This window comes from Streptomyces griseorubiginosus (genome assembly GCF_036345115.1).
Classification (GTDB): Bacteria; Actinomycetota; Actinomycetes; order Streptomycetales; family Streptomycetaceae; genus Streptomyces; species Streptomyces griseorubiginosus_C.
In genome coordinates, this window is the sequence record NZ_CP107766.1 from 4,880,722 (window position 1) to 4,904,309 (window position 23,588).

Here is a 23,588-nt window from a genome sequence, read left to right on the forward strand (position 1 = left end):
GAATCTGCTCACTGCCATCATGCGGGGGGTGCCTGTCCTCGGACCTGACAAGGAATCCCGTCCGCTCACCGACGCCGACGTCCGCGGTCTCCTGGACGCCCTGCCGCCGTGCGCCGACGCGCAGGAGACCGGTGAGGTCAACCGGCTGCGCCCCCGGCTGCTGGACGCGCTCGTCGGCCCCGAGGCCAGACGCTCGGGCTACGTCCAGGGCCTGCCCCGGCACGGCGTCGCCGCGCTGCTGCGGGCCGCGGGCGAGGCCGTGCGGGCCCCGCTGGTGCTGCGGATCGTGTACGGCGCCAGCACCACGATCCCGCTGCGGGCGCTCAGTTACGTCCTGCCCGCCGTCCGCATGGCGTCCCGGCTCACCGAGGCCGGCCATCGTGCCCCGCACCTCCAGATCGTGCTGGCCGGCTCCCTCGGCTGCCGGGTCAACGGCCTGTCCGGCGCCGCCGTGGCCGAGGAGACGACCCTGCTGGCCCGCTGCCTCGGCCTGCTCCTGTCGTCCCTGGTGCCGGGCCGTTTCGGGCTGTACGACACCCTGCCGGCACCCTCGGTCGTCACCGCGCTGGACGACCTGGTGCGCACCCTGACCCCGGCCCGGCGGGCCCGCGTCCTCGAACGCCTCGGCGGCAAGGGCGGCGCCACCGCCGACGAACAGACCCTGCGCTACGCGGCCGCCCACGTCCTGGTCCACGACCGCGCCGCGGTCCCGCTCACCCTGCGCCAGGGCACCGCCGTACCGGACGACGCCACGGTGATCGACGTCGGCGGCCTCCAGGAACGCCACTTCCACGCCGTACGACACCTGTTCGCGGCCGGTGCCGCGCCGGGCGCCGGTCCCGGGGCGCTGGTGCTGTCCCGGCACTCGGTACCGCCGTACACCATGGCCAGGGGCGGGGACGTCGGGCTGCGCGAGTTCCTCGACGGCGGGAGCCCGCAGGGCAGGCCGCTGGCCTCCGCGGTCCGCCACGACCTGCGACTGCTGTGGTCCGTGCCGCTGCCGGCGGGGCTGAGGCGGGCCGACGCTCCGCGCGATGACCCGTACCGGGCCGACGCGGTCCCGGCGCACCCCTCGCGGGGCTTCGCCGATGTCCTGCAGGGAGCGCGGAGTTGACCGAGCCGACCACCCCGGACGCCCTCCGGCCCGGAGAACTCACCTGGCAGCTCAAGGCATTGGGCGTCCGGCCCGGCGACACCCTGCTGGTGCACACGTCGTTGCGGGCCGTCGGGCCGGTGTCCGGCGGCGCGCGGGCCGTGGTCGACTCGCTGCTGGAGGCGCTCGGCGCGGAGGGCACGCTGGTCGTCTACACCCAGACTCCCGGCAACTCCGACCCGTCCCGCTGGGCCGTCACCCGGGGCGGTGCCGTGCCGCCGGCGCAGTGGCCCCGGCTGCGGGCGACGCTGCCCGCGTTCGATCCCGCGCGGACCCCCAGTCAGGGGGTCGGCGTACTGCCGGAGGAGGTCCGCACCCGGCCGGGCGCGCTGCGCAGCGACCACCCGCAGAGTTCCTTCGCCGCCCTGGGGCCGGCCGCGGCGCGGATCACCGCCGGGCACGACCTGAACTGTCACCTGGGCGAGGAGTCCCCGCTGGCCCGGCTGGAGGAACTGGACGCCCGTGTCCTGCTGCTGGGCGTCGACTACTCCGCCTGCACGGCCTTCCACCTGGCCGAGTACCGGGTGCCGGGCCAGGGCAGCCGGGACTACGGCTGCGCGGTCGACGACGGCTCGGGACGGCGCTGGCACCGCTACCGTGACGTGGACTTCGACACCTCCGACTTCCCGGCGCTGGGCGAGGCGTACGAGTCCCGCGCCGAACGGCCGGTCACGCGGGGCCGGATCGGCGCCGCCGACTCCCGCCTGTTCGACCTGGCCCCGGCGGTGGCCTACGCCGCGAAGTGGCTGACCGCACACCGGGCGGGACGGAGACCGACGGAGTAGCGACCGGCACTCGCCCGCCAGTCCCGGCGCACCTCCGCCCCCTGAGGGCCGCGCAGCTCAACCGGACTCCCTTATGCCCGGGGGGCTCACCCCTGGGGGGCTTGCCGCCGGGCGGCTCACCTCCGGGGCTCCTCGCTCCGGGCGCCTCTCTCCCCCGCGGGGCGGCTCTCCTCACGGGCAGCTCACCCCCGGAGCCCCTCATCGCCAGGCGGCTCCCCGTGGGGGCGGTCCCCCTTCGGGCCCATCACCTCGGCGCTTTTCACCCCCCGCGGGCGCTTCTCACCCCGGGCGGCTCACCGTCGGGTGCCTCTCCCTCCGGGCGGCTCCCCCTCCGGGCGCCTACTTCCGGGGCGGCTCACCTCCTGGGCACCTCACCCCGGGGCGAGTTACTCCGGGCCCCTCACCCTCGCGCCCCTCACCCTCGGGGCCCCTCACCCTCACGGCCCCACCTCCGGAACACCGCACCCAGGGGCCCTTCCCCCGACGCCCCTCACCCCCGCCTCCCCGTCATCCGAGCCGCCGAAGCGATCGTCGCCCTGGCCTCGCGTTCTGTGAGGCCCGTGTCGAGGGCCGCGTCCACCAGGGGGGCGACCAGGGCCGGGCCGATGCCGTTCTCGTACGCGCGGCAGGCCGCCCAGAACAGCCGGGTGTTGCGCTGGCCCTCGTGCGCGGCGAGGACGAACTGGACCAGGCCCTGGCCCTGGTCGCCGGCCGAGGGATGGGTCGCGGGGTGGGTGGGGCGCGGTGGCGGGAGCAGCAGGCGGAGCAGGGCGGGAGGGCAGGCCGCCGGGGCCAGGTGGGCCGTGCCCGGTGCCGTGCCGTAGGTGCCGTGGTCGGTGCGGGAGCCGGGCCCGACGAGGTAACCGCCGGCGCCCCGGATGTCGATGCCCGGGGCCAGCCGGCCGGCCGAGTTGGGGACGGCCGCGTCGGGCGGTCCGGTGAGCCAGAGGTGGCGGCCGCCGCTCGGGGTGAGGACGACGACCGTGTCGGGGATCGTGAACAGATGGCGCAGAGCCAGTTCGCGCAGGGCCGCCGAGGAGTCCGTGCCCGACTTGGTGTCCAGGTCGATGCCGATGAGGTGGTGGGGCGGGAGGCCGCACGCGATGCCGTAGCCGGTTGCCCAGGGGGCCGCCGAGAAGAGCTCGCGGATGCGGACGGGGTCGGTCGAGGCGTCGTACACCCCGTGTCCGAACGCCCCGCACTCGCCGTGACAGGGGGCGGCCAAGGGGTCGTCGCGGTGGGGGGAGCGCAGGGCCGGGAGCTTGGTGCGGGACAGGGGGATGACGGCCAGCCCGCGCTCGGCGGCTGACAGGGCGTGTGCGAGGGCCAGCGTCGTGGCCTGCCGGTCTGTGGTGGCCATGCCTCCATGTTCGTACGAGTGTTCGAAAAAGGGAAGGGTGAGCGAGCGCGACTCGCCGGGCCCGGGCGATTGGCTGGAAATGTGCCGGAACGCTTTCCCTCTTGCCGCGCTTGATCACCAACCGTCCCCCTCACCCCGAACTGCCCGGTGAAGTCGCGAAAGGGGTTTATCGACTTGTCCTCACGCTTCAGGGGGAATAACCCCTTCCGCTCTGGTTCGCCGGGGATTCGGTGGGCAACTCTGGTCTCGCGACGTCGTGCACAGCCCGGGACGGTCGGCCAACTGCCCCGGAAACAGCCCTACTTGACGTACAACCGGCACCAGGCCGGGTTCTGGAGGAAACACCATGGCAAGCATCCGTACCGCCCGCGTCCTCGCCGCCGTCTCCGCCCTCCCGCTCGCCGCCGCGCTCTTCACCGGCGTCGCGGCGGCGGACAACGGCGGCTTCGCGGACAACGGATCGAACGCGGGTGTCGCGAGCATCGTGGGCAGTGGCGTGGGGCACGACAACAACGGCAACTCGTCCACCACACAGCAGAACGCCGTCGGCTCGGGCGCCTCGAACCAGAGCAACACCGCCCAGGTCAACGGCTCCGCGTTCACGGCCGTCAACCAGGGCAACAACAACACGTCCGTCAACTTCTCCCCGCTGTGGTGGTGACGGCGATCCACGAGGGCTGACGGGCCCTCGACGGGGGGCTTCGGGGGGTGCTCGGGGGGTGCTTCGGGAGGGGCTTGGGGGGGAGTTCGGGGGACCTCGGGGGGGCTCGGGGAGGTGACACGTCCGCGCGGCGGTGCTTCGGCGCCGCCGCGCAGGCGTGTTCGCGGGGCGTCGCCGAAGCCGTGACCGGTGGGGTCGCGCAGCCGTGACCGGTGGTGCCCCGCAGGCGCGTCCGGCGGCGCCCCTCAAACGTGTCCGGCAGCTCCGAGACGACCTTGACATCCCGTCACATCTGACGGACAGTCAGAAACCCGTGAGCGAGGGAGGCGTGCGCCCCGTGGACCCCGTGGACCCCCTGGACCCCGTGCACGAAGACGGCCTGACGGCCCGGCTCAAGGCCTACGAAGGACACCCCGCCGCCGTGGCCGCCACCGGCAAGGACCCCGTCAACGTCCCCATGATCCGCCACTGGTGCGAGGCCCTCGGCGACACCAACCCCGCCTACACCGGCCCCGACGCCGTCGCCCCGCCCACCATGCTCCAGGCCTGGACGATGGGCGGCCTCACCGGACACACCGGCCGCGCACGGGCGTACGACGAACTCCTCGCCCTCCTCGACGAGTCCGGCTGCACCTCGGTCGTCGCCACCGACTGCGAGCAGGAGTACCTGCGCCCGCTGCGCCCCGGCGACGAGATCACCTTCGACACCGTCATCGAGTCGGTCTCGGCCAGGAAGACCACCAAGCTCGGCACCGGCCACTTCGTCACCACCCGCACCGACGTCCGCGTGGGCGACACCCTCGTCGGCACCCACCGCTTCCGCATCCTCAAGTACGCCCCCGCGGGCCGGAAGAAGGCCGAGCCCCGCCCCGCCCGCCCCCGTCCCGTCGTCAACCGCGACAACGCCGGCTTCTGGGAGGGCGTAGCCCGCCACCGGCTGCTCATCCAGCGCTGCACCGCCTGCGCCACCCTCCGCTTCCCCTGGCTCCCCGGCTGCGCCCACTGCGGCGGCCCCGACTGGGACACCGTCGAGGCGGGCGGCGAGGGCACGGTCTACTCGTACGTCGTCATGCACCACCCGCCCTTCCCGGCATTTGACCCGCCTTACGCCGTCGCCCTGGTCCAACTCGCCGAGGGCGTACGGATGATCAGCAACGTGGTCGGGACGCCGTACGACAAGGTGCGGATCGGGATGCCGGTACGGCTGGAATTCCGGTCCTACGACGACGACCTGGTGCTCCCCGTCTTCAGCGCCGCCGAGGAGGACGCATGAGGCCCGGAGACGAACTGCCGCCCCTGGAGATCCCGGTCACCCGCACCCTGATCGTCGCCGGGGCCATCGCCTCCCGGGACTACCAGGACGTGCACCACGACCCGGAGGCGGCCCGCGCGAAGGGCTCCCCGGACGTCTTCATGAACATCCTGACGACGAACGGCCTGGTCGGCCGCTACCTCACCGACCACTTCGGGCCACGCGCGGTGCTCAGGAAGGTGGCGATCAGACTGGGCGCCCCCAACTACCCCGGGGACACCATGGTGTTGACCGGGACGATAGAAGCCGTGGAAGGCACCACCGCGACCGTCCGGGTCGTAGGGGCCAACGGTCTCGGCCACCACGTGACGGGCACGGTCACCCTCACCCTGGGGAGCGCCGAATGAGCACACACGCGCGTGACCGGCTCGGCGGACGGGCCGCGATCGCCGGCATCGGCGCCACCGAGTTCTCCAAGGACTCCGGCCGCAGCGAGCTGCGGCTGGCCGCCGAGGCGGTCCGCGCGGCCCTCGACGACGCCGGCCTCACCCCCGCCGACGTGGACGGCATGGTCACCTTCACGATGGACACCAGCCCCGAGATCACCGTCGCCCAGGCCTGCGGGATCGGCCAGCTGTCCTTCTTCTCCCGGGTCCACTACGGCGGCGGCGCGGCCTGCGCGACCGTCCAGCAGGCGGCCATGGCGATCGCGGCGGGCGTGGCCGAGGTGGTCGTCTGCTACCGCGCCTTCAACGAGCGCTCGGGCCGCCGCTTCGGCTCCGGCGTCCAGCACCGCGAACCCTCCGCCGAGGGGGTCGCCCTCGGCTGGTCCCTCCCCTTCGGCCTGCTCACCCCGGCCTCCTGGGTGGCGATGGCGGCCCAGCGCTATCTGCACACCTACGGCCTCACCCCGGAGGCCTTCGGGCACGTGGCCGTGACCGACCGCCGGTACGCGGCCACCAACCCGGCGGCCTGGTTCCACGGCCGCCCCATCACCCTCGCCGACCACGCGGCCTCCCGCTGGATCGTCGAGCCGCTCAGACTCCTCGACTGCTGCCAGGAGACCGACGGCGGCCAGGCGATCGTCGTCACGTCCCTCGCACGCGCGCGTGCCCTCGCGCAGCGGCCCGCCGTGATCGCGGCCGCCGCCCAGGGCGCCGGCCGGGCCCAGGAACAGATGACCAGCTTCTACCGCGACGACCTCACCGGCCTCCCCGAGATGAGCGTGGTCGCCCGCCGCCTCTGGCACACCAGCGGCCTCACCGCCGAGGACATCGACGTGGCGATCCTCTACGACCACTTCACCCCGTTCGTCCTGATGCAGCTGGAGGAGTTCGGCTTCTGCGGAAAGGGGGAGGCGGCGGAGTTCGTCCGCGAGGACCGCGTCCCGCTCAACACCCACGGCGGCCAGCTGGGCGAGGCGTACCTCCACGGGATGAACGGCATCGCGGAAGCCGTACGCCAGGTGCGGGGGACGGCGGTGAACCAGGTGCCGCAGGCGGGACGCGTCCTGGTGACGGCGGGGACCGGGGTGCCGACGTCCGGGCTCGTGCTCACCGCGGACGGGTGAGCCCGCAGGGGTGAACCCGCAGTACCCCGACCGTCCTCGTCCACCTACAGGAGGTGCAGTCAGCCCCACCTCTACAACCTGAGGCGGAGTCGTCTTCGGGACCTGTGGCCGATGAGGGGGAGGCGGTCTCGAACCTAGCGTGGAGCCATGACCACACCCGTCTGCACCAGCGCTTCGAAGGCCGCCGTCCCGGCGACGCAGACCCTCGCGTACCCCTCGTTCGCCTCGTACGTGAAGGCCCGCCAGCCGGTGCTGCTGCGTACCGCCCGGTCGCTGACCGCGAACCCGAGCGACGCGGAGGACCTGCTGCAGACCGCCCTGACCAAGACCTACGTCGCCTGGGAGCGCATCGAGGACCACCGGGCCCTCGACGGCTATGTGCGCCGCGCCCTGCTGAACACCCGTACCTCGCAGTGGCGCAAGCGCAAGGTCGACGAGTTCGCGACCGACGAGATCCCCGAGCCCGAGACCGGCCCCGGCGAGGACGACCCCGCCGAGCAGCAGGCCCTGCACGACGCCATGTGGCGGGCGATCATGAAACTGCCCGCCCGGCAGCGCGCGATGGTCGTCCTCAGGTACTACGAGGACCTCAGCGAGGTGCAGACGGCCGAGGTGCTCGGCGTCTCGGTCGGGACCGTGAAGTCGGCGGTCTCCCGGGCGCTGGGCAAGCTCCGCGAGGACCCCGAGCTGGTACTCGCCAGGTAGGGAACCGAGCGGGCGGGCCGTCCGTTGTGAACACAACGTGACGTGATCGATCGCCCGGCTCTAGTGACATACCGCGCGGTATGTGCGCAGAATCGGCGCATCCCTTACTACCGCGTAGGCAATGTCGCCCCGGGAGGACGCCGTGCTGAGCACCATGCAGGACGTACCGCTGCTGATCTCCAGGATCCTGACCCACGGGTCGTCGATCCACGGCACCTCACAGGTGACCACCTGGACCGGCGAGCCGGAGCCGCACCGCCGCTCCTTCGCCGAGGTCGGCACCCGCGCCGCCCAGCTGGCACACGCCCTGCGCGAGGACCTCGGCGTCACCGCCGACGAGCGCGTGGCGACCCTGATGTGGAACAACGCCGAGCATGTCGAGGCCTACTTCGCGATCCCTTCCATGGGCGCGGTCCTGCACACCCTGAACCTCCGCCTCCCCCCGGACCAGCTGGCCTGGATCGTGGGCCACGCGGCCGACCGCGTCGTCATCGCCAACGGCTCGCTGCTCCCCCTGCTCGCCCCGCTGCTCCCGCACCTCAAGACGGTCGAGCACGTGGTGGTCTCGGGCCCCGGCGACCGCACCGCGCTCGAAGGCACCCACGCGCGCGTGCACGAGTACGAGGACCTGATCGCGGGCAAGCCCACCGGCTACGACTGGCCCGAGCTGGACGAACGCCAGGCCGCCGCCATGTGCTACACCTCCGGCACCACGGGCGACCCCAAGGGCGTGGTCTACAGCCACCGTTCCATCTACCTGCACTCCATGCAGGTCAACATGGCCCAGTCGATGGGCCTGACCGACCAGGACACCTCACTCGTGGTCGTCCCCCAGTTCCACGTCAACGCCTGGGGCCTGCCGCACGCCACCTTCATGACCGGCGTCAACATGCTGATGCCGGACCGCTTCCTCCAGCCCGCGCCCCTCGCCGAGATGATCGAGCGCGAGAAGCCGACCCACGCGGCGGCCGTCCCCACCATCTGGCAGGGCCTGCTCGCCGAGCTCACCGCCAAGCCGCGTGACGTCTCCTCGCTCACCCAGGTCACCATCGGCGGCTCGGCCTGTCCGCCCTCCCTGATGGAGGCCTTCGACGCGCTGGGCATGCGGGTCTGCCACGCCTGGGGCATGACGGAGACCTCCCCGCTCGGCACCATCGCCCGCCCGCCGGCCCATGTCGTCGGCACCGACGAGGAGTTCGCCTACCGCCTCACCCAGGGCCGCTTCCCGGCCTCCGTCGAGGCCCGCCTCACCGGCCCCGGCGGCGAGCGCCTGCCCTGGGACGGCGAGTCCGCGGGCGAGCTGGAGGTCCGCGGCCCCTGGATCGCCGGCGCCTACTACAACGGCCCCGACGCCGAACCCCTGCGCCCCGCCGACAAGTTCAGCGAGGACGGCTGGCTGAAGACCGGCGACGTCGGCACCATCTCCCCCGACGGCTTCCTCACCCTCACCGACCGCGCCAAGGACGTCATCAAGTCCGGCGGCGAGTGGATCTCGTCCGTGGACCTGGAGAACGCCCTGATGTCCCACCCGGACGTCACCGAGGCCGCGGTCGTCGCCGTCCCCGACGACAAGTGGGGCGAGCGCCCCCTGGCCACGGTCGTCCTGAAGGAGGGCTCCACCGCCGACTTCGAGTCCCTGCGCGCCTTCCTCGCGAGCGACGTCTGCAAGATCGCCAAGTGGCAGCTCCCGGAGCGCTGGTCGATCATCGAGTCGGTCCCGAAGACGAGCGTCGGAAAGTTCGACAAGAAGGTCCTGCGAAAGCAATATGCCGAGGGCGGGCTGGACGTCACCAAGCTCTGAGCGGCATGAGGGGTACGGCGGGCAGGGCGCCCGGACGAGAACCGGGGCACCCTGACCGCCGTACGGCACAAGCCTCGCCGGAGGTCGGCGGCCTGGTCACCGCCGTGCCGACGGGGTGAGCCACCCCAGGCGTACCGACGTGGTGAGCCACCCCAGCCCCAGCCACACCCCCGCGACCGCGCACACGCCGCCCCAGCCCCACCAGCCGAACGCCGACCCCGCCAGCGCGGAGGCCGACGCGCCGCCCGCGAAGCCCGCCACCACGTACGCCGTGTTGGCGGTCGCCGGGGTCGAGGTCGTGGTCAGGGCCAGGGTCTGGTTGGCGACATGGGAGGCGACCAGGGCCGCGTGCACGGCGATCGCCGCCACGAACAGGGCCCCGAGCGTGTGCCCGCCCAGCCAGAACAGCGGCACGGACACCGCGGCCAGCAGATACGCCGACCGCACGACCTTCGCGGCGCCGAAGCGGTCCACGAACCCGCCGGCCAGCGGCGCCACCACGCTCGCGGCGAGTCCGAAGAGGCCGAAGAGCCCGGCCGTGGCGGTCGACAGGCCGTAGGACGGGCCGGTCAGCAGCAGGGCCAGCGAGGTCCACAGCGCGCTCCAGGCGCCGTACATCCCCGCCTGCCGCACGCACGCGCGCCACAGGTCGGGCGAGCGGCGGACGACGGACGGCAGGGTGGTCAGCCCGGAGAAGAGCGGGCCGGAGCGGCGGGGCCGCTCGGCGGGCAGGGCGTAGGCCGTCGCGAGTCCGAGCGCGGCCGTCAGCACGGCCGCGCCCACGAACACCACCCGCCAGCCGAAGGCCTGTCCGATCAGCCCGCCGAGCACCCGGGCCGCGACGACCCCGGTGAACAGGCCCGCGATGACGGCCGCCACATGCCGGGCCCGGCGGTCGGCGGGGGCGCGCTGGGCGACCAGCGGGACCAGCAGCTGGGGGACGACGGTGGCCGCGGAGGCGACCAGGACGGCGGCCGCGAGGGCGGTGGTGCCGGACGCGAGGGCCCCGGCGGTCAGGGCGGCGGTGGTGACGAGCGAGAGGACGGCGACCAGTCGGCGCCGGTTCACGCTGTCGCCGAGCGGGGCGAAGACGAGGAGCCCGAAGGCGTAGCCGAACTGCGCGACCGAGGCGATCCAGGCCACCGCGGCGGGGGTGGAGCCGTAGTCGTGGGCGATGAGGGGGAGCAGCGGGGCCGCGAGGTAGATGTTGGCGGCCGTGACGGCGGTGCAGACGGCGATGAGGACGAGGAGCAGCGAGCCCGCACGCTGGGCGGGGGCCGCCGCGGTGGACCGTCCTGCTGCGGTGGCGGTTGCTGTCGGCATGACCGGAGGACTCCTTCGAGTCGGCTCTCACAACTAACTGGTTGGTTGGAACAGTCCAACAGTGTGGGAGGCCGGTCGATTCCCTGTCAACCAAATAGTTGGTTACTTCTCTTCCTGCCCCTACCCTGAACCCCATGGCAGCAGCAAGGGACCCCGAGGCGACCAAGGCCCGGATCTTCGAGGCGGCGGTCGCGGAGTTCGCCCGCCACGGCATCGCGGGCGCCCGCATCGACCGCATCGCGACCGAGGCCAAGGCCAACAAGCAGCTGATCTACGCCTACTTCGGCAACAAGGCGGAGCTGTTCACCCAGGTCCTCGGCAAGGCCATGCTCGACCTCGCCGTCGCCGTACCGGTCGACCCGGACGACATCGAGAACTGGATCGACCGCCTCATGGACTACCACGAGGCCCACCCCGAGGTGCTGCGCCTGCTCTTCTGGGAGGGCCTGGAGTACGGCGCGACGGCCGAGCTCCCGGACGAGGCGGAGCGCCAGGAGCACTACCGCCGCAAGGTCGCCACGCTCCGGGACGGCCAGCAGCGGGGCGTCGTCACCGACGCGATCCCACCCCGCGACCTGCTGTTCCTGCTGATCGCGGTCGCGAACTGGGCGGCGGTGGTCCCGCAGATGAAACGGATCCTGGTGGGCGGCGAGGACGCGGACCGGGACCGACTACGGGCGTCGGTGCGGGAGGCGGCACGGCGGCTGGTGGCCAAGTAGGGGGGTTTCAGGGGCCCGGGGAACTGCGCGACCGGCCACGACGCACCGGTGGACGACGACGGCGCGCGCCCCTAGTTCGTCCCGATCCTGGCCAGCAGATCCACGATCCGCGCCTGAACCTCCGCACTGGTCGACCGCTCCGCGAGGAACAGAACCGTCTCCCCGGAAGCCAGCCGAGGCAGATCCGCCTGATCCACGGCAGCCGTGTACACCACCAGCGGCGTCCGGTTCAGCTGCCCGTTCGCCCGCAGCCAGTCCACGATCCCGGCCCTGCGCCGATGCACCTGCATGAGGTCCATCACGACCAGGTTCGGCCGGAGCTGACCGGCCAGGGTCACCGCGTCCGCGTCACTGGCCGCACGAGCGACCTGCATCCCCCGCCGCTCCAGCGTCGCCGTGAGCGCCAGCGCGATCTCCGCGTGCTCCTCGATCAGCAGCACCCGCGGCGGATGCTGCTCGCTGTCCCGGGGCGCCAGCGCCTTGAGCAGTACGGCGGGATCGGCGCCGTAGGCCGCCTCCCGCGAGGCCTGTCCGAGCCCCGCGGTCACCATGATCGGCACCTCGGACGCCACCGCCGCCTGCCGGAGCGACTGGAGCGCGGTCCGGGTGATCGGCCCGGTCAGCGGGTCCACGAACAGCGCGGCGGGGAAGGCCGCGATCTGCGCGTCGACCTCCTCGCGCGACTGCACGATGACGGGCCGGTACCCGCGGTCGCTGAGCGCCTGCTGGGTCGTCACGTCCGGCGCCGGCCACACCAGCAGCCGCCGCGGGTTGTCCAGCGGCTCCGGGGGCAGTTCGTCGTCCATCGGCTGCGGCCGCGGGGTGTCCGGGATCTCGACGGCCCCACCGGGACCGTCCAGCGGCTCGGGCCCCTCGGCGGCGTTCTCGTCCGGCGCCCCTATGGCGTACGACCGCCCGGCCGCCTCGGTGGCATGCGCGAGCCGCGACTGCCCGGCCAACGAGGGCTGCGGCTGCGGTGCCTGCGCCCCCGCTGCGGACTGTTCGGCCGCGGGATGCGGACGCGCCGCCTGCTCCGGGGCCGCCGTGGCGACCGCGGGGTCGGGCCGGGTGCCGAGCTTGCGCCGCCGCCCCGAACCGCCCGGCTGGTGCGGCGGAGGCGTGGCCGCCCCCGGCTGCTGCACCTGCGCCGCCTGCCGGGTGAACGGCACACCCTGCCCGAGCGTCCGCACACTGAAGGCGCGGCCCTGGGTGGAGTTGGGGTCGACGGGGGCGGGGGCGGCAGCCGCGGCTGCCGTCGCGGTTTCCGCGGGGAGCGGTTGTGCCGCCCGGGCCTGCGCCTGCGCTGCCTCCGCGGGCACCTGGACGCCGGGCGCCGGAGTGGCCGGCCCGGCTTCGGGCGCCTGCGCGGGCTGGGGGGTCGCCTGCTGCGGTGGTACGGCGGTGGCGGCGCCGTTCGCCGGTACGGCGGGGGTGTCCTGGGCGGTGAGCCAGGGCTGGGCGGCGGGCGTCCCCTGGGCCGGGACCTGCGACTGGGGTGCCTCGGCGGGGAGGGGCTGGCCGGGCTGCGCGAGAGCGGGCTGGGCCGGGACGCCGTTCTGCCCGGGCACACCTTGCGGGAGGACGGGCTGTGCCGGGACGGGCTGTGCCGGGGCGGGCTGCGGAGGAGCGGCCTGCATGGGTGAGGCCGGGGCGGCGACGGCCTGCGGGACGAGGCCGGCCTGCCCGGTGGCGTTCTGCACGGGGACCCCCGGGTACTGCCCCGGCGGCACTGCGGCGGGGACCTGCGGCGCAGGGGCCGTAGGAACTCCTGCGGGCACGGCCTGACCTGGAGCCGGCTGACCGGGAACGACCGGGCCGGGCGCGACTGCCGGTGCGGGAACGCCCTGTGCGGGAAGGCTCTGTGCGGGGCCCTGGGCTTGAACTCCCGGCGCGGGCGTGCCGACCGGCTCGGCCGGCTGGGCGACGGCCCGTCGGCGTCGGCCCGTCGGCGCGGTGGTGGGGTGCGGCTGCGGTGGCGTGTGGTCGTCGGCCTGGTCGTGCGGGACGGCGTCGTGCCGGCCGTCGTCGCCATGACCGTGGGAGGGGCCGGGCTGACCGGCGACGAGAGCCTGGCCCGGTCCCTGCGGGAGCCCGTTGGCGGGGACAGGGGTGGCGGCGGGGACCTGACCTGGGGCCGGTGTCTGGACCTGCGCCGGGGTCTGGTTCTGCCCGGCGGTCTGCGGCTGAACCGGAGTTTGTGCCTGGCCCGGAGCCTGGACCTGCCCGGGGGCCTGGACCTGTCCAGGCAGCTGCCCCTGGACCGGGACCTGGCCCTGAACAGGGACCGGTCCCAGGCTGCCCCGTACCTGGCCCTGAGGCTGGAGCTGTCCGGGGACCAGTCCTTGGCCGGGCAACTGCGTCTGCCCAGGGACCTGCCCCTGCTGACCCGGGATCTGCCCTTGCTGACCCGGGATCTGCCCCTGCTGACCCGGCACCTGAGCCTGACCGGGAAGCTGACCCGGCACCTGCACCTGAACCGGCATCTGTCCCGGAACCGGCCCCACCGCGCCCGTGTTGGCGTCGGCGTCGGTCGGGCGGTCCGCGTCGGCGGGTGGGAGGGCGAACACCGATCGGGGCGCCGCCTCCTGCGCCGCCGCTCGCTCCGACGCGGCGGCGAGCGCCCGCCGCCGGCGTCCGTCCTGCTGCGGCGCGCCGTCGCCCTGCGCGCCCGGCCCGGCGATCTGGAGCTGCCCCTGGGGCTGCTGGCCCGCTCCGGCGGAGCCGCCCGCGGGCAACGCGGCCGGCAGCGCGTGCTGCTCGCCGCCGTCGCGACGGGCCCGGCGCCCGGCCGGCGCGGGCACGCCCTGCGGCGGCACGGTCCCGCCGAGACCGCTCCCGACCGCCGCGGACCCGGCGGCATACTCGGCAGCCGTCACCACGGCACCCTCGGACACCCCGGCGTCGCCCGCCTCGAGCTCTGCGCCCTCGGCGGACCGTCCGCGGCGCCGCCCCGTACCACCGGAGCCGCCGTCCCCGTCCTCACCGGAGGCCTGTGCCGGTACGGCCACGGCCTGTTCCTGTTCGCCGGCGGCCCGCCGCCTGCGCCGCCCGGTGGGCGCGGAGGACTCGTCGGTCTCGCCCGGGACGTCACCGTCCAGGAAGGAGTCGGTGGAGGACCGCCGGGCCCGCCGCCGACCGCCGCCCTCGGCGGGGGCGTTCTCCACGGGAGCGGGGGCGTTGTCCACCGGAGCAGGCGCGGCCTCCAGCGCGGCCGGACCGGGAACCGCTACGGCCCCCGCCCCACCGCCGATGGGCACTTCGAGGACGTACGCGCTGCCGCTCATGCCCGGCACCTCGTGCGTCTGGAGCACACCGCCGTGGGCGCGCACGATCCCGCGCACGATCGGCTCGTGCACCGGGTCGCCCCCGGCGTACGGCCCGCGCACCTCGATGCGCACGCCCTCGCCGCGCTGCGCGGCCGCCACCACGACCGTGTTGTCCATGTAACCGCCCGCGGACACGGGGGCGTTCCCGGTCGCGTCGACCCCGGCGACGTCCGCGATGAGGTGCGCGAGCGCGGTCGCGAGGCGCTGGGCGTCGACCTCGGCCTCGATGGGCGGTGCGTGCACGGCGAACTGGACGCGCCCGGGCCCGATGAGCTCGACCGCGCCGTCCACGCCGGCGGCGACGACCGCGTCGAGCATGACGTTCGTACGGACGACGACGTCGGTGCCCGCGTCGAGGCGCTGGTAGCCGAGGACGTTGTCGATGAGGTGGGTGATCCGGGAGTAGCCGGCCGAGAGGTGGTGCAGGACCTGGTTGGCCTCGGGCCACAGCTGTCCGGCGTCGTCGGCGGCGAGCGTGGACAGCTCGCGGCGCAGTTCGTCGAGGGGCCCGCGCAGGGAGCGCCCGAGCAGCGTCAGCAGCTGGTCGTGCCGGCCGGCCAGGGCCTCGTAACGGTCCTTCTCGCGCTCCCCGAGCGCGGCGTACCGCTCCTCGCCGGCGGCGAGTTCCTCGTCGTGCCGCTCCTGGAGCTCCTCCAGCTCGGTGATGTGCTTCTGCCGCAGGGCGGTCAGCTCGGAGGCGTGCTCCTCCTCGAGCCGCTCCAGCTCCTCGGCGTGGGCCTTCTCGGCGGCGGACTTCTCGTCGGCGAGGGCGTCGTAGGGCCGGCGGTCGGTGAAGGTGAGCACGGCGCCGACGAGCTGGTCGCCGTCGCGCACGGGTGCGGTCGTCAGGTCGACGGGGACCTTCTCGCCCTTCTTGGACCACAGCACCTGCCCGCGCACCCGGTGCTTGCGCCCGGAGCGCAGGGTGTCGGCGAGCGGGGACTCCTCGTACGAGAAGGGGGTGCCGTCGGCGCGCGAGTGCAGGATGAGGTCGTGGAGTTCACGGCCGCCCAGGTCGCTGGCCCGGTAACCCAGTATCTGGGCGGCGGCCGGATTGACGAGCACGATCCGCCCGTCGGTGTCGGTGCCTACGACTCCCTCGGCGGCGGCGCGCAGGATCATCTCGGTCTGCCGCTGCGACCGCGCCAGCTCGGCCTCGGTGTCGACGGTCCCGGTCAGATCCCGTACGACGAGCATGAGCAGTTCGTCGCCGCTGTAGCCGTAACCGTCGTAGGCCTGCTGGCCGTTCTCCAGGTTGGCGCTGGTGACCTCGACGGGGAACTCGGTCCCGTCGGTCCTCCTGGCCACCATCCGGGTCGGCTTGGTGCGCCCGCGGGGGTCCATGTGGTCGGGCCGGCGCATGGAGCCCGGGATGAGCCGCGAGTCGAACTCGGGCAGCAGATCGAGGAGCCCCCGCCCCACCAGAGCAGTACCCGGCGCCTCGAACGCCTCCAGCGCGATGGTGTTGGCGTTGACGACGGTTCCGTTGGCGTTGACCAGCACCAACGCATCGGGAAGCGCGTCGAGTATGGCTGCGAGGCGAGCAGCGCCTCGGGATGGCCTGCTGCTCACGAGACGCTTCCTCCCTGTTACCGCACCTTGCCGACCGCTCGGGCCATCTTGCCAAGGGGCCCGCGACGTGTCACGCGAGGGAGTCTAAGCGCAGCGGTTGTGCGGGGGTGCCGGATGAGAGGGAGGTCGCACGACGAAGTGAAGTAGAACGTGTGACCGCATCCGGGGAGGGCATGTCGGGCTGCGTGCAGGGGGCAGGTGGGGGTGGGTGCCGGGGGTTGGGTGCCGGGTGCCGGGGGTTGGGTGCTTGGTGCTTGGTGCTTGGTGCTTGGTGCTTGGAGCTGGGGGCTGGGGGCTGGGCGCGGTCCCGGTTGCTGCCGGGGCTAGGTGCCCATGTCGGGGAGGAGCGGCACGAAGCGGTTCCAGCGCGCTGTCTCGCACCCGTTGCTCCGGTCGAACCGGGCGTCCACGGGGCGGCCGGCCCAGGTGCCCGTGACGTGGGCGGTCGCGGGGCCGCCGTAGAGCATGGTGCAGACGCTGCCGTCGGGGACGGGCGCGAAGGTGTCGCGCCCCCACCGGGTGTTGCGGTCGACGGCGGCGCAGGCGCCGGCGAGGTCGGGGTGGGTGCCCTGCGCGGATGCCGTGCCGGGATGACAGTGCACCTCATAGGTGGCGCTGCGGTCGCCCGCGTCCCGGACGGTGACGGTGAGGTGATCGCCACCGGTCGCCGCCGAGGCGGGCGCGGGGGCGAGGGCGGCGAGGAAGAGGGGGAGCGGGCTCAACCGGGCGAGCCGGCGGAACCGGGTGACGTGTGAGGTGCGCTGACTGACGTGTGACATGCCCTGACTAACGCCGGCCGGCGCCGCACGTTGCGCGGAAGCACTTTGCCCTGGGCGCCGCCCGCCTAGTACCGTGGGAACCGATTGGTGACACACCCTGCGGCTGTGTCATCATCTGCACGCACCACTCGCGCTCGCGCGAGCGGCTGTGCGGGAGGCGTCGCCTAGTCCGGTCTATGGCGCCGCACTGCTAATGCGGTTTGGGACTTAAATCCCATCGAGGGTTCAAATCCCTCCGCCTCCGCGCAAGATCACCGAAGCCCCGGTCCCCAGGACCGGGGCTTCGTCGTCGTCCCCCACCCTCAGATGGGTGTTTCCGCAGGTCACAAGGGGTATGGCAAACGGATTTCACATGCGAGCGGCAGTCATGTAATGTTCTTCCTGTCGCCGCGAGCGGCCCGAAAGGGCAAGGAACGGCGAGAAAACAGAACAAGCACTCGTAGCTTAACGGATAGAGCATCTGACTACGGATCAGAAGGTTGCAGGTTCGAATCCTGCCGAGTGCACATAGCTCAGAAGCCCCGGATCACTCCGGGGCTTCTGACGTTTCAGGGGCGTAGAGCAGCGAAGTACAGCAACGGGTCCGAAGCGGAGCCCGTTGCTGGTCGGTCTCGAGACCGACTGATCCACCTGTGGCTGACGCCTACGTGAGCATCACCGCCACGATCACGGCAGCCACGGCCGTCGCGAGGGTCAACGCCGGCACCACGGTCGGGTGCTCCTTGGCGACGTAAGCCACGAAGGCCGCGCAGAGCAGAGCGATGATGAGCTGGTCGGTGGTCACTCACGTGCCTTTCGACGTGGGACCCGCCCGGAGGCCTGGCAGCTGGTGGGCGGATCCCGTTCCTTCAGGCCTGCCGCGACATGCGGAAGGCCCCTCGTCCCTTTCGCAGGACGGGGGGCCTTCGACAGCATGGGCTGTCGACCTACCTACCCCTGCAAAGGGAGAGGAGAGGTCATTGATGTGCAACGCGCTGAGCCCGGGAAGGTCACGGCCTTTTGTCCACTCCCGGCAGGTTTCCATCCCTGGGTGGCACTGGCGGCGTGGTGTGCTCGATCGAACGGCACAAGACAAGGCCGCCCGAAGAACGTCTCGGCCGCCGTCAGGGGAGGCACCGCCCAAGGCCGCGGACAGCTTGCCGAGCGCGGCCCACACCTCCTCCTGGCTCGCCTCCGCGTAGACCTCCATCGTCATTGCGATCTGCGGATGGCGCAGGATGCGCTGCCACTTCGGGATGGACCTTCAAGGCGCCGAGGAGCGAACTGCACGTATGCCGGGTGTTTCGGAGCAGGACGACCCGGAGGCCACTACGGCGGCGCGCAGGGCGAACATGCGGGTCAGATTGAAGCGCAGGGCTCGGTCTCAGTCAGGCGCTACACACGCTGGTGCCTGGGGCCATGAGCGGGCGTTGCTATACATCCTGCTGACATCCGTCAGCATCTTGGCCGGTACCGCTGTCACTGCCTACTGCTTGTGGATCCAACGCGGCACACGTGACGCTACGGAGCAGCGGGTGAGGGACATGTTCGCGGCCAGTCAACATGCCGCCGGCTCCTGAGGCTGCGCTGGCAGCTTGGGACACTCAAGTGCTGCTGGAGCGGGCTCCCTTCTGACCGTCCTGGGCGTTGGCGCGTCGGGAACTACGGCTTTCGACGTGGTTCCCCGCTACTCCCCGCTATCTGGTGCGCTGTAGTGCGGCGGGTTAGCCACCATGGCCGGGAATCGGCTCGATGACGTCGGCCCAGACCAGATCGCCCCACGGGTTTCCCTCTACGCCAAGGCGTTCCGCGACGACATCATCGAGGAACTTCGCGCGAGCCACCTCAACCGCTTCGCCCGGCCACCACAGTGAGTCGCACTCGGTGCACAGCGAGAAGGGCGTCCCATCAGCCCTGAAGCGGTACGGATGGATCCAGTCCTGCCCGCACCGCGGGCAGACTTGCTTGGTTGGCATGACCGGCACCGTATCCCAGCGAAGGTGCACTCTTTCCAACTCTGGGGGTGGTGTGGCGGCGCTCGTTCGGGAGCGTTCACCTGGGTTTACGGGTGGTTGGTCGCTGGTGTGGGGACGATCCCGGATCTCGCCTGAACGGTCGTGAACGGTGCGGAATGAGACGGAAACTGAGACGGGCGCAGCTCTTGCCCCGCAAGGGATGGCGGGCACAGCGGCCGTAGGGTGGAGGTCTGGGCACTCTCCCTCTTGGTGGCCGGAGGGGTTCTACCTAACTCGCTGACATCCGTAGGGCCAGTTGCTCGGGCGGTGCTTGATGGCCCGCCGTGTGTTTGGGCCGTACACGCCGTCGCCTTGGGTCCCCGCTTGGCGCTGTGCGTACTTCAGAGCGTCCCTGGTAGCTGGGCCGAACATGCCATCCGCGGTGATTGTCGACCCGTAGCACTTGCGCAGCGTGAGTTGGAGGGCTCGGACGCCCTCTCCTGTGTTGCCAACAGCGAGCAGGCAGTCCACCCCTGACCCGAGCGCCGGCACAATCGCATGCTGGTATTTCTTGGCGTGGTCGCACGATCCAAGCGAGTTCGCGCTGGTGGCAGCAGCGGCATTGACGCCACTCAGAGCGCGCTGACGAGAAGTGTGAGCACAGCGGCAGCACGCGTGATCTTGCTAGACATGGGGCCTCCTTGAGTGAGACCCCTAATGCAAATCAGATAAATTGGTCGATAGTAGGGCGTGAATCACGGCGCTCGGCGCACTCAGCGGCGCTCGAAGCCGAAGCCTGCTGCCGCGCCTGCTCTCTCACGTTGCTAGCGCTTCCACAGTGGCTTCCGGCCTGGAGCACCTGAGCTTGGGAAGCTTGGGGCTTGCGGTCTCGATGGTTTCGCTGACCTGCTGTCGAGCCGCGTCGTGACCTGAAGGCGCCTCTGGGTGGGTGACCGCAGTTCCCCTTGGTTCCCCGCAGTATCTGGCACGGGGTGCGTTCAGGTTAGTCAGTCGCGCCGGGAACCTGGCACGTGCTAACGCGTCCGAGACAGAGGGGTGGCCACCTTTGCTTCACCTTCACCCGGTGCGTCAGGCGCGGTCGGCCGCGCCCGAGGGCGCCGGACCGGTCCCTCGAGGACGAAGGGCACTTCGCTGCCGGCGGAGGGCCGTCCTGACAGCGGCCGGAGGCTAACGGCTCCCTGCGGTTTACCCACCTCGTCGGATCTGCTGCCAGGAGGGCCAAAAACAGGAGATGGCAGGACGAAGGTCCACAAGGCCGAGTACGTTCGACTCGGCCCGCTGGCTGCCGGACGGCATCGGGTTACACCGGCCGTCTCTCGCCCTCGCGACAGGAGTCGTTGCCGCATGACCTACCGGTTCAACCCGCCGCCCACCTGGCCCGCCCCGCCGGAGGGGTGGAGCCCGCCACCGGGCTGGGAACCGGACCCCGCATGGCCCACACCCCCAGGCTGGCAGATCTGGATCCCGGAAGGGGACGCGCCGCAGCCGAGCGCACCCGTTCCTCAGCAGTCCCCCTACGGTCCCCAGGCGACGGTCCCGGCCACAGGTGGGGGTCTGTTCAGCCGGCGCCGCAAGCAAGCGGAGTCCGAGGCGGCGCGTCTGGCGGGCGAGCTGGCGCTGATGGAAACACAGGTACGCGGACTACAGGAAGACAACCGTCACTTGACGGAGCAATTGAGTCGTCTCATCGGAGCCGACAGCGCTCAGATAGTCGCCGAGCAGCAGCGACTGCGCCGCGCGCACGAGGAGAAGCTCCAAGAGATCGGACGGATCGACGCTCTCCTCGACGAGAAGATAGAGCACGCCGCCGAGAGCGCCGCGCAGTCCCTGGTCGACGTGCGCCGCCAAGCCGACGACATGGCTCGCCAGACGGCGGAGGCCGAACAGCGTCTCACGGCCGCGCGCCGGGATCTGGTGCTCACCGACGAGATGCGGATGCTGCAGGAGGCTGGCATCTACGAGTACCGCCATCCGCTCGCCGACGCGCTCGCCTACAAGGACCGGCTCGACAGTCTCAAGACCCGCTACAAGCAGTTGGCGAAGGACGACCGGGCAGTTCTCGGCAACCAGTACTGGATGGTGGACGGCTCAGCGGCCAAGGGCCGCAAGATGGTCCGTGACTTCTCCAAGCTGATGCTGCGCGCGTACAACGCCGAGGCGGACAACGCGGTGCGCGGCATGAAGCCGCATCGGCTCGACTCGCTGATCGACCGGCTCGGCAAGACGCGGGAGTCGATCGCCCGGCTCGGCGCCACCATGCAGATCCGCATCGGCGATGACTACCACCAGCTGCGGGTCCAGGAGTTGGAGCTGACGGCGGACTACCTGGTGAGGAAGGAGACCGAGCGGGAGGAGCAGCGAGAGCTACGGGCGCAGCAGCGCGAGGAGGAGCGCCTGCAGCGCGAGATCGAGCGCGAGCGGCAGCGGCTGGAGAAGGAACGCAGCCACTACGAGGGCGCCCTGCGCCGCCTGCGCTCCGGCACCGGCGATGAGGCCGCCATCGCCGAACTCGAAGGAAAACTCGCCGAGTTGGGCGCCGAACTGGAGGCGGTCGAGGCCCGCGAGGCGAACATCCGGGCCGGATATGTCTACGTCATCTCCAATGTCGGAGCGTTCGGCGAACGCATGGTCAAGATCGGTATGACCCGGCGCCTCGATCCCATGGACCGCGTCATCGAACTCGGGGACGCGTCCGTCCCCTTCCGCTTCGACGTACATGCCCTGATCTTCAGTGAGGACGCCGTCGGCCTGGAACGCCGCCTGCACCAGGAGTTCGAGTCCCGCCGCGTCAACCGGGTAAACCTGCGCCGGGAGTTCTTCTACGTCACACCGGCAGACGTACGCGCCGTCCTGCAGCGACTCGCCGGACAGCACCTCCTGGAGTTTCAGGACACGCCCGAGGCTCCTGAATGGAGGGCCAGCCAGACCGCTGCCGGGCGGTGACGGGCTCGACTCAGTCAACCTCGTCGGGTGCGTTCAAACGGCAGGCGGCGCCATCCAGACTGATCCAGGTGACCTTGGAGGTCCCGCCGCGAGGTGAGCGGTCACCCCTCCGGTTGGGGTGATCGCGAGCCACACGGATCCCTACACCTCGCTGATGCCCCAGTTCGTACAGGAGGCGCCGCCGACACCCCCCCGTGGGGTCGGTAAGAAGTCCAGTAAGCAGATCGTCGCTTAGCGTTACATCCCGCACACACCAAAACAGCCTCCTCGGAGATCATCCGAGGAGGCTATTCGAAGCTTCGTGCCTGGTCAGGCACTGTACCCCCGGTAGGATTCGAACCTGCGACACCCGCTTTAGGAGTTCGGTCGATCCCTTCTCACACGGCCTCGCGCTCCCACCACAATGGTGTGCGTGATCGCTCATGGACGTCTGCGTTCGCCGTCGTTGATGTCAGGCATAGATGTCAGGGAGGCGTGAGTCGTTCAACTCGTTTGACACGGTCATCGCCTTGTGAGGTGATCCACTGACCGTAAGTCTTCGGGGGAGTTGGTTTGTCGTACGTCGCCATGACGCTTGCCGGTGCCGAGACGCCGGGAGAGCATCTGCAACTGGCTGCCTTCACGGCCGCCGTCGCTGTCCTCTTCATCGGGCTGGGACGGCGGCAGTGGCGCACCGCACGGCACGCGCTGGCCCACAGCGAGACGATGAGGACCGCAGATCGGCTGGTGCCGCCGCCGGCCCCGAGCCGACGGCATCGGACAGCCGGGGTCCTGTGGATCGGGTTCGGCTGCGTCTTTCTCCTGCCGGCCGTGGTCAACCTCGTGCTGGCGATCCGGGAGCTGATCGAATGACCCGCGCCGTCGATCACGAACTCGTCCGGGCCGCCGCCGACGTCGCCCGTACGCGGTGCCGGGGTGACAACCACACCGTGGCCGCCGCGGGGCGTGCCCGGGACGGGCGGATCGTCACCGCGGTGAACGCCTATCACTTCACCGGCGGACCCTGCGCCGAGCTCGTCCTCATCGGGGCTGCGGCCGCGCAGGGTGTCTACGAGCTGGACACCATCGTCGCCGTGGGCGACCGCGACCGGGGGGTCCTTCCTCCGTGCGGCCGGTGCCGGCAGGCCCTGCTCGACTACTTCCCCGCCATCGACGTCATCGTCGGCGGGAAGGACCGCGTCCGGAGCGTTCCCATCACCGACCTGCTGCCCGAGAGCTACGTCTGGGCCGACCACCAGCTCGACAGCGAGTGAACCGGCAGCAACTGGTCTGATCTCACGCGGCACTCGACGCCAGGCCGTGGAACGCCTCCGTGGTGCGCGGGTGGGCGATCTCGTCCAGCAGGTGGCGCCAGTCGGGGTCGGCCGCCGTCGGGTGGGCCAGGTCCCAGGCGGTGAGGAGCGGGGCCAGTTCGCCCTCGGAAGAGATCTCGGCAGTGATCTCGGCCGACGGTACGGATGCGGAGGACAGCAGCGGGCTCATGGGAGTTCCTTCCGGAGGAGTGCGGTGAACTCTGGGCCGGGGCCCGAGGATCTGAGATCCGGGGTTCGGGATCCGATGGCTCTACGATGCCCCCGATCCCGGCGCCGCGACATGCGGCCCGCCGCCCGATCCGGGGTGGGGCCAGCTGTACCCGCGGGGGGTTGCCACCCCTCCCGACGCGGCTTCCGCGAGGGCACTGTTG

At 71.8% G+C, this 23,588-nt stretch carries 20 protein-coding genes and 2 tRNA genes; 14 read left to right on the forward strand and 8 right to left on the reverse strand.

The window, feature by feature from the left end; genetic code table 11:
* Nucleotides 1-19 precede the first annotated feature (19 nt).
* Together OHN19_RS21955 and OHN19_RS21960 are read left to right on the forward strand one after the other, a co-directional pair.
* The gene (locus tag OHN19_RS21955) at nucleotides 20-1,114 is read left to right on the forward strand and encodes a hypothetical protein (protein WP_330265827.1); all 1,095 of its coding nucleotides are present in this window, start codon (nucleotides 20-22) and stop codon (nucleotides 1,112-1,114) included.
* On the forward strand, nucleotides 1,111-1,938 hold the full coding sequence (locus OHN19_RS21960) for an AAC(3) family N-acetyltransferase (RefSeq protein ID WP_330265828.1): 828 nt from the start codon (nucleotides 1,111-1,113) through the stop codon (nucleotides 1,936-1,938). Before OHN19_RS21955 ends, OHN19_RS21960 begins: the two co-directional genes overlap by 4 nt.
* A gap of 490 nt (nucleotides 1,939-2,428) precedes the next feature.
* Here the strand turns inward: OHN19_RS21960 and OHN19_RS21965 are convergent, their stop codons facing one another.
* Nucleotides 2,429-3,298, reverse strand: a complete 870-nt coding sequence (locus OHN19_RS21965; RefSeq protein ID WP_330265829.1) for a bifunctional DNA primase/polymerase — start codon at nucleotides 3,296-3,298, stop codon at nucleotides 2,429-2,431.
* Nucleotides 3,299-3,644: 346 nt separating this feature from the next.
* On the opposite strand from OHN19_RS21965, the gene OHN19_RS21970 reads away from it, so the two are divergent.
* The 6 genes from OHN19_RS21970 (at nucleotide 3,645) to OHN19_RS21995 (ending at nucleotide 9,287) form a co-directional block, all read left to right on the forward strand.
* The gene (locus OHN19_RS21970) at nucleotides 3,645-3,959 is read left to right on the forward strand and encodes a hypothetical protein (RefSeq protein WP_330265830.1); all 315 of its coding nucleotides are present in this window, start codon (nucleotides 3,645-3,647) and stop codon (nucleotides 3,957-3,959) included.
* A gap of 337 nt (nucleotides 3,960-4,296) precedes the next feature.
* Nucleotides 4,297-5,232, forward strand: a complete 936-nt coding sequence (locus OHN19_RS21975) for a bifunctional MaoC family dehydratase N-terminal/OB-fold nucleic acid binding domain-containing protein (RefSeq protein ID WP_419249533.1) — start codon at nucleotides 4,297-4,299, stop codon at nucleotides 5,230-5,232.
* Nucleotides 5,229-5,618 (forward strand): MaoC family dehydratase, encoded by a 390-nt coding sequence (locus OHN19_RS21980; RefSeq protein WP_330265831.1) that lies wholly within the window; start codon nucleotides 5,229-5,231, stop codon nucleotides 5,616-5,618. The genes OHN19_RS21975 and OHN19_RS21980 overlap by 4 nt, the downstream gene beginning before the upstream one ends.
* The gene (locus tag OHN19_RS21985; protein WP_330265832.1) at nucleotides 5,615-6,781 is read left to right on the forward strand and encodes a lipid-transfer protein; all 1,167 of its coding nucleotides are present in this window, start codon (nucleotides 5,615-5,617) and stop codon (nucleotides 6,779-6,781) included. The genes OHN19_RS21980 and OHN19_RS21985 overlap by 4 nt, the downstream gene beginning before the upstream one ends.
* Nucleotides 6,782-6,928: 147 nt before the next feature.
* Complete coding sequence (locus OHN19_RS21990; RefSeq protein WP_330265833.1) at nucleotides 6,929-7,486, forward strand: SigE family RNA polymerase sigma factor; 558 nt, start codon at nucleotides 6,929-6,931, stop codon at nucleotides 7,484-7,486.
* 121 nt (nucleotides 7,487-7,607) lie between these two features.
* Nucleotides 7,608-9,287: a long-chain fatty acid--CoA ligase gene (locus OHN19_RS21995; protein WP_330265834.1), complete on the forward strand. Its 1,680-nt coding sequence runs from the start codon at nucleotides 7,608-7,610 to the stop codon at nucleotides 9,285-9,287.
* A 96-nt stretch (nucleotides 9,288-9,383) separates the two neighbouring features.
* Here the strand turns inward: OHN19_RS21995 and OHN19_RS22000 are convergent, their stop codons facing one another.
* Nucleotides 9,384-10,610 carry an MFS transporter gene (locus OHN19_RS22000; RefSeq protein WP_330265835.1) on the reverse strand — a complete coding sequence of 409 codons (1,227 nt, stop codon included), beginning with the start codon at nucleotides 10,608-10,610 and terminating at the stop codon, nucleotides 9,384-9,386.
* Between the two features lie 134 nt (nucleotides 10,611-10,744).
* Between OHN19_RS22000 and OHN19_RS22005 the strand changes: the two genes are divergently transcribed.
* Complete coding sequence (locus OHN19_RS22005; protein WP_330265836.1) at nucleotides 10,745-11,329, forward strand: TetR family transcriptional regulator; 585 nt, start codon at nucleotides 10,745-10,747, stop codon at nucleotides 11,327-11,329.
* 71 nt (nucleotides 11,330-11,400) lie between these two features.
* Here the strand turns inward: OHN19_RS22005 and OHN19_RS22010 are convergent, their stop codons facing one another.
* On the reverse strand, nucleotides 11,401-16,227 hold the full coding sequence (locus tag OHN19_RS22010) for a PAS domain-containing protein (protein ID WP_330265837.1): 4,827 nt from the start codon (nucleotides 16,225-16,227) through the stop codon (nucleotides 11,401-11,403).
* A 323-nt stretch (nucleotides 16,228-16,550) separates the two neighbouring features.
* Nucleotides 16,551-17,006: an SSI family serine proteinase inhibitor gene (locus OHN19_RS22015; protein ID WP_330265838.1), complete on the reverse strand. Its 456-nt coding sequence runs from the start codon at nucleotides 17,004-17,006 to the stop codon at nucleotides 16,551-16,553.
* Between the two features lie 153 nt (nucleotides 17,007-17,159).
* Between OHN19_RS22015 and OHN19_RS22020 the strand changes: the two genes are divergently transcribed.
* Nucleotides 17,160-17,250: transfer RNA gene (locus tag OHN19_RS22020), tRNA-Ser, on the forward strand.
* A 189-nt stretch (nucleotides 17,251-17,439) separates the two neighbouring features.
* Nucleotides 17,440-17,512 (forward strand) — tRNA-Arg (locus tag OHN19_RS22025).
* A gap of 137 nt (nucleotides 17,513-17,649) precedes the next feature.
* On the opposite strand, the gene OHN19_RS22030 is transcribed toward OHN19_RS22025, so the two are convergent.
* From OHN19_RS22030 to OHN19_RS43940, 3 genes are all read right to left on the reverse strand, one after another.
* A complete protein-coding gene (locus tag OHN19_RS22030) occupies nucleotides 17,650-17,790 on the reverse strand; it encodes a hypothetical protein (RefSeq protein WP_330265839.1) in 141 nt (46 codons plus the stop codon).
* Nucleotides 17,791-18,709: 919 nt separating this feature from the next.
* Nucleotides 18,710-18,961, reverse strand: coding sequence for a hypothetical protein (locus tag OHN19_RS22040; RefSeq protein WP_330265840.1), 252 nt, complete (start codon nucleotides 18,959-18,961; stop codon nucleotides 18,710-18,712).
* 264 nt (nucleotides 18,962-19,225) lie between these two features.
* Nucleotides 19,226-19,492, reverse strand: a complete 267-nt coding sequence (locus tag OHN19_RS43940) for a peptidoglycan-binding domain-containing protein (protein WP_419249534.1) — start codon at nucleotides 19,490-19,492, stop codon at nucleotides 19,226-19,228.
* 1,143 nt (nucleotides 19,493-20,635) lie between these two features.
* On the opposite strand from OHN19_RS43940, the gene OHN19_RS22045 reads away from it, so the two are divergent.
* From OHN19_RS22045 to OHN19_RS22055, 3 genes are all read left to right on the forward strand, one after another.
* Nucleotides 20,636-21,904, forward strand: a complete 1,269-nt coding sequence (locus OHN19_RS22045) for a DUF4041 domain-containing protein (RefSeq protein WP_330265841.1) — start codon at nucleotides 20,636-20,638, stop codon at nucleotides 21,902-21,904.
* Between the two features lie 552 nt (nucleotides 21,905-22,456).
* A complete protein-coding gene (locus tag OHN19_RS22050) occupies nucleotides 22,457-22,756 on the forward strand; it encodes a hypothetical protein (RefSeq protein ID WP_330265842.1) in 300 nt (99 codons plus the stop codon).
* On the forward strand, nucleotides 22,753-23,157 hold the full coding sequence (locus OHN19_RS22055; protein ID WP_330265843.1) for a cytidine deaminase: 405 nt from the start codon (nucleotides 22,753-22,755) through the stop codon (nucleotides 23,155-23,157). Before OHN19_RS22050 ends, OHN19_RS22055 begins: the two co-directional genes overlap by 4 nt.
* 22 nt (nucleotides 23,158-23,179) lie before the next feature.
* On the opposite strand, the gene OHN19_RS22060 is transcribed toward OHN19_RS22055, so the two are convergent.
* A complete protein-coding gene (locus OHN19_RS22060) occupies nucleotides 23,180-23,386 on the reverse strand; it encodes a hypothetical protein (RefSeq protein ID WP_330265844.1) in 207 nt (68 codons plus the stop codon).
* Nucleotides 23,387-23,588 lie beyond the last annotated feature (202 nt).

Excerpts from the sequence above, each read along its gene's own strand:
- OHN19_RS21955 (WP_330265827.1), top strand. The coding sequence starts at position 20 with ATGCGGGGGGTGCCTGTCCTCGGACCTGACAAGGAATCCCGTCCGCTC.
- OHN19_RS21965 (WP_330265829.1), bottom strand. The coding sequence starts at position 3,298 with ATGGCCACCACAGACCGGCAGGCCACGACGCTGGCCCTCGCACACGCC.
- OHN19_RS21970 (WP_330265830.1), top strand. The coding sequence starts at position 3,645 with ATGGCAAGCATCCGTACCGCCCGCGTCCTCGCCGCCGTCTCCGCCCTC.
- OHN19_RS21980 (WP_330265831.1), top strand. The coding sequence starts at position 5,229 with ATGAGGCCCGGAGACGAACTGCCGCCCCTGGAGATCCCGGTCACCCGC.
- OHN19_RS21985 (WP_330265832.1), top strand. The coding sequence starts at position 5,615 with ATGAGCACACACGCGCGTGACCGGCTCGGCGGACGGGCCGCGATCGCC.
- OHN19_RS21990 (WP_330265833.1), top strand. The coding sequence starts at position 6,929 with ATGACCACACCCGTCTGCACCAGCGCTTCGAAGGCCGCCGTCCCGGCG.
- OHN19_RS21995 (WP_330265834.1), top strand. The coding sequence starts at position 7,608 with ATGTCGCCCCGGGAGGACGCCGTGCTGAGCACCATGCAGGACGTACCG.
- OHN19_RS22000 (WP_330265835.1), bottom strand. The coding sequence starts at position 10,610 with ATGCCGACAGCAACCGCCACCGCAGCAGGACGGTCCACCGCGGCGGCC.
- OHN19_RS22005 (WP_330265836.1), top strand. The coding sequence starts at position 10,745 with ATGGCAGCAGCAAGGGACCCCGAGGCGACCAAGGCCCGGATCTTCGAG.
- OHN19_RS22015 (WP_330265838.1), bottom strand. The coding sequence starts at position 17,006 with ATGTCACACGTCAGTCAGCGCACCTCACACGTCACCCGGTTCCGCCGG.
- OHN19_RS22040 (WP_330265840.1), bottom strand. The coding sequence starts at position 18,961 with ATGCCAACCAAGCAAGTCTGCCCGCGGTGCGGGCAGGACTGGATCCAT.
- OHN19_RS22055 (WP_330265843.1), top strand. The coding sequence starts at position 22,753 with ATGACCCGCGCCGTCGATCACGAACTCGTCCGGGCCGCCGCCGACGTC.
- OHN19_RS22060 (WP_330265844.1), bottom strand. The coding sequence starts at position 23,386 with ATGAGCCCGCTGCTGTCCTCCGCATCCGTACCGTCGGCCGAGATCACT.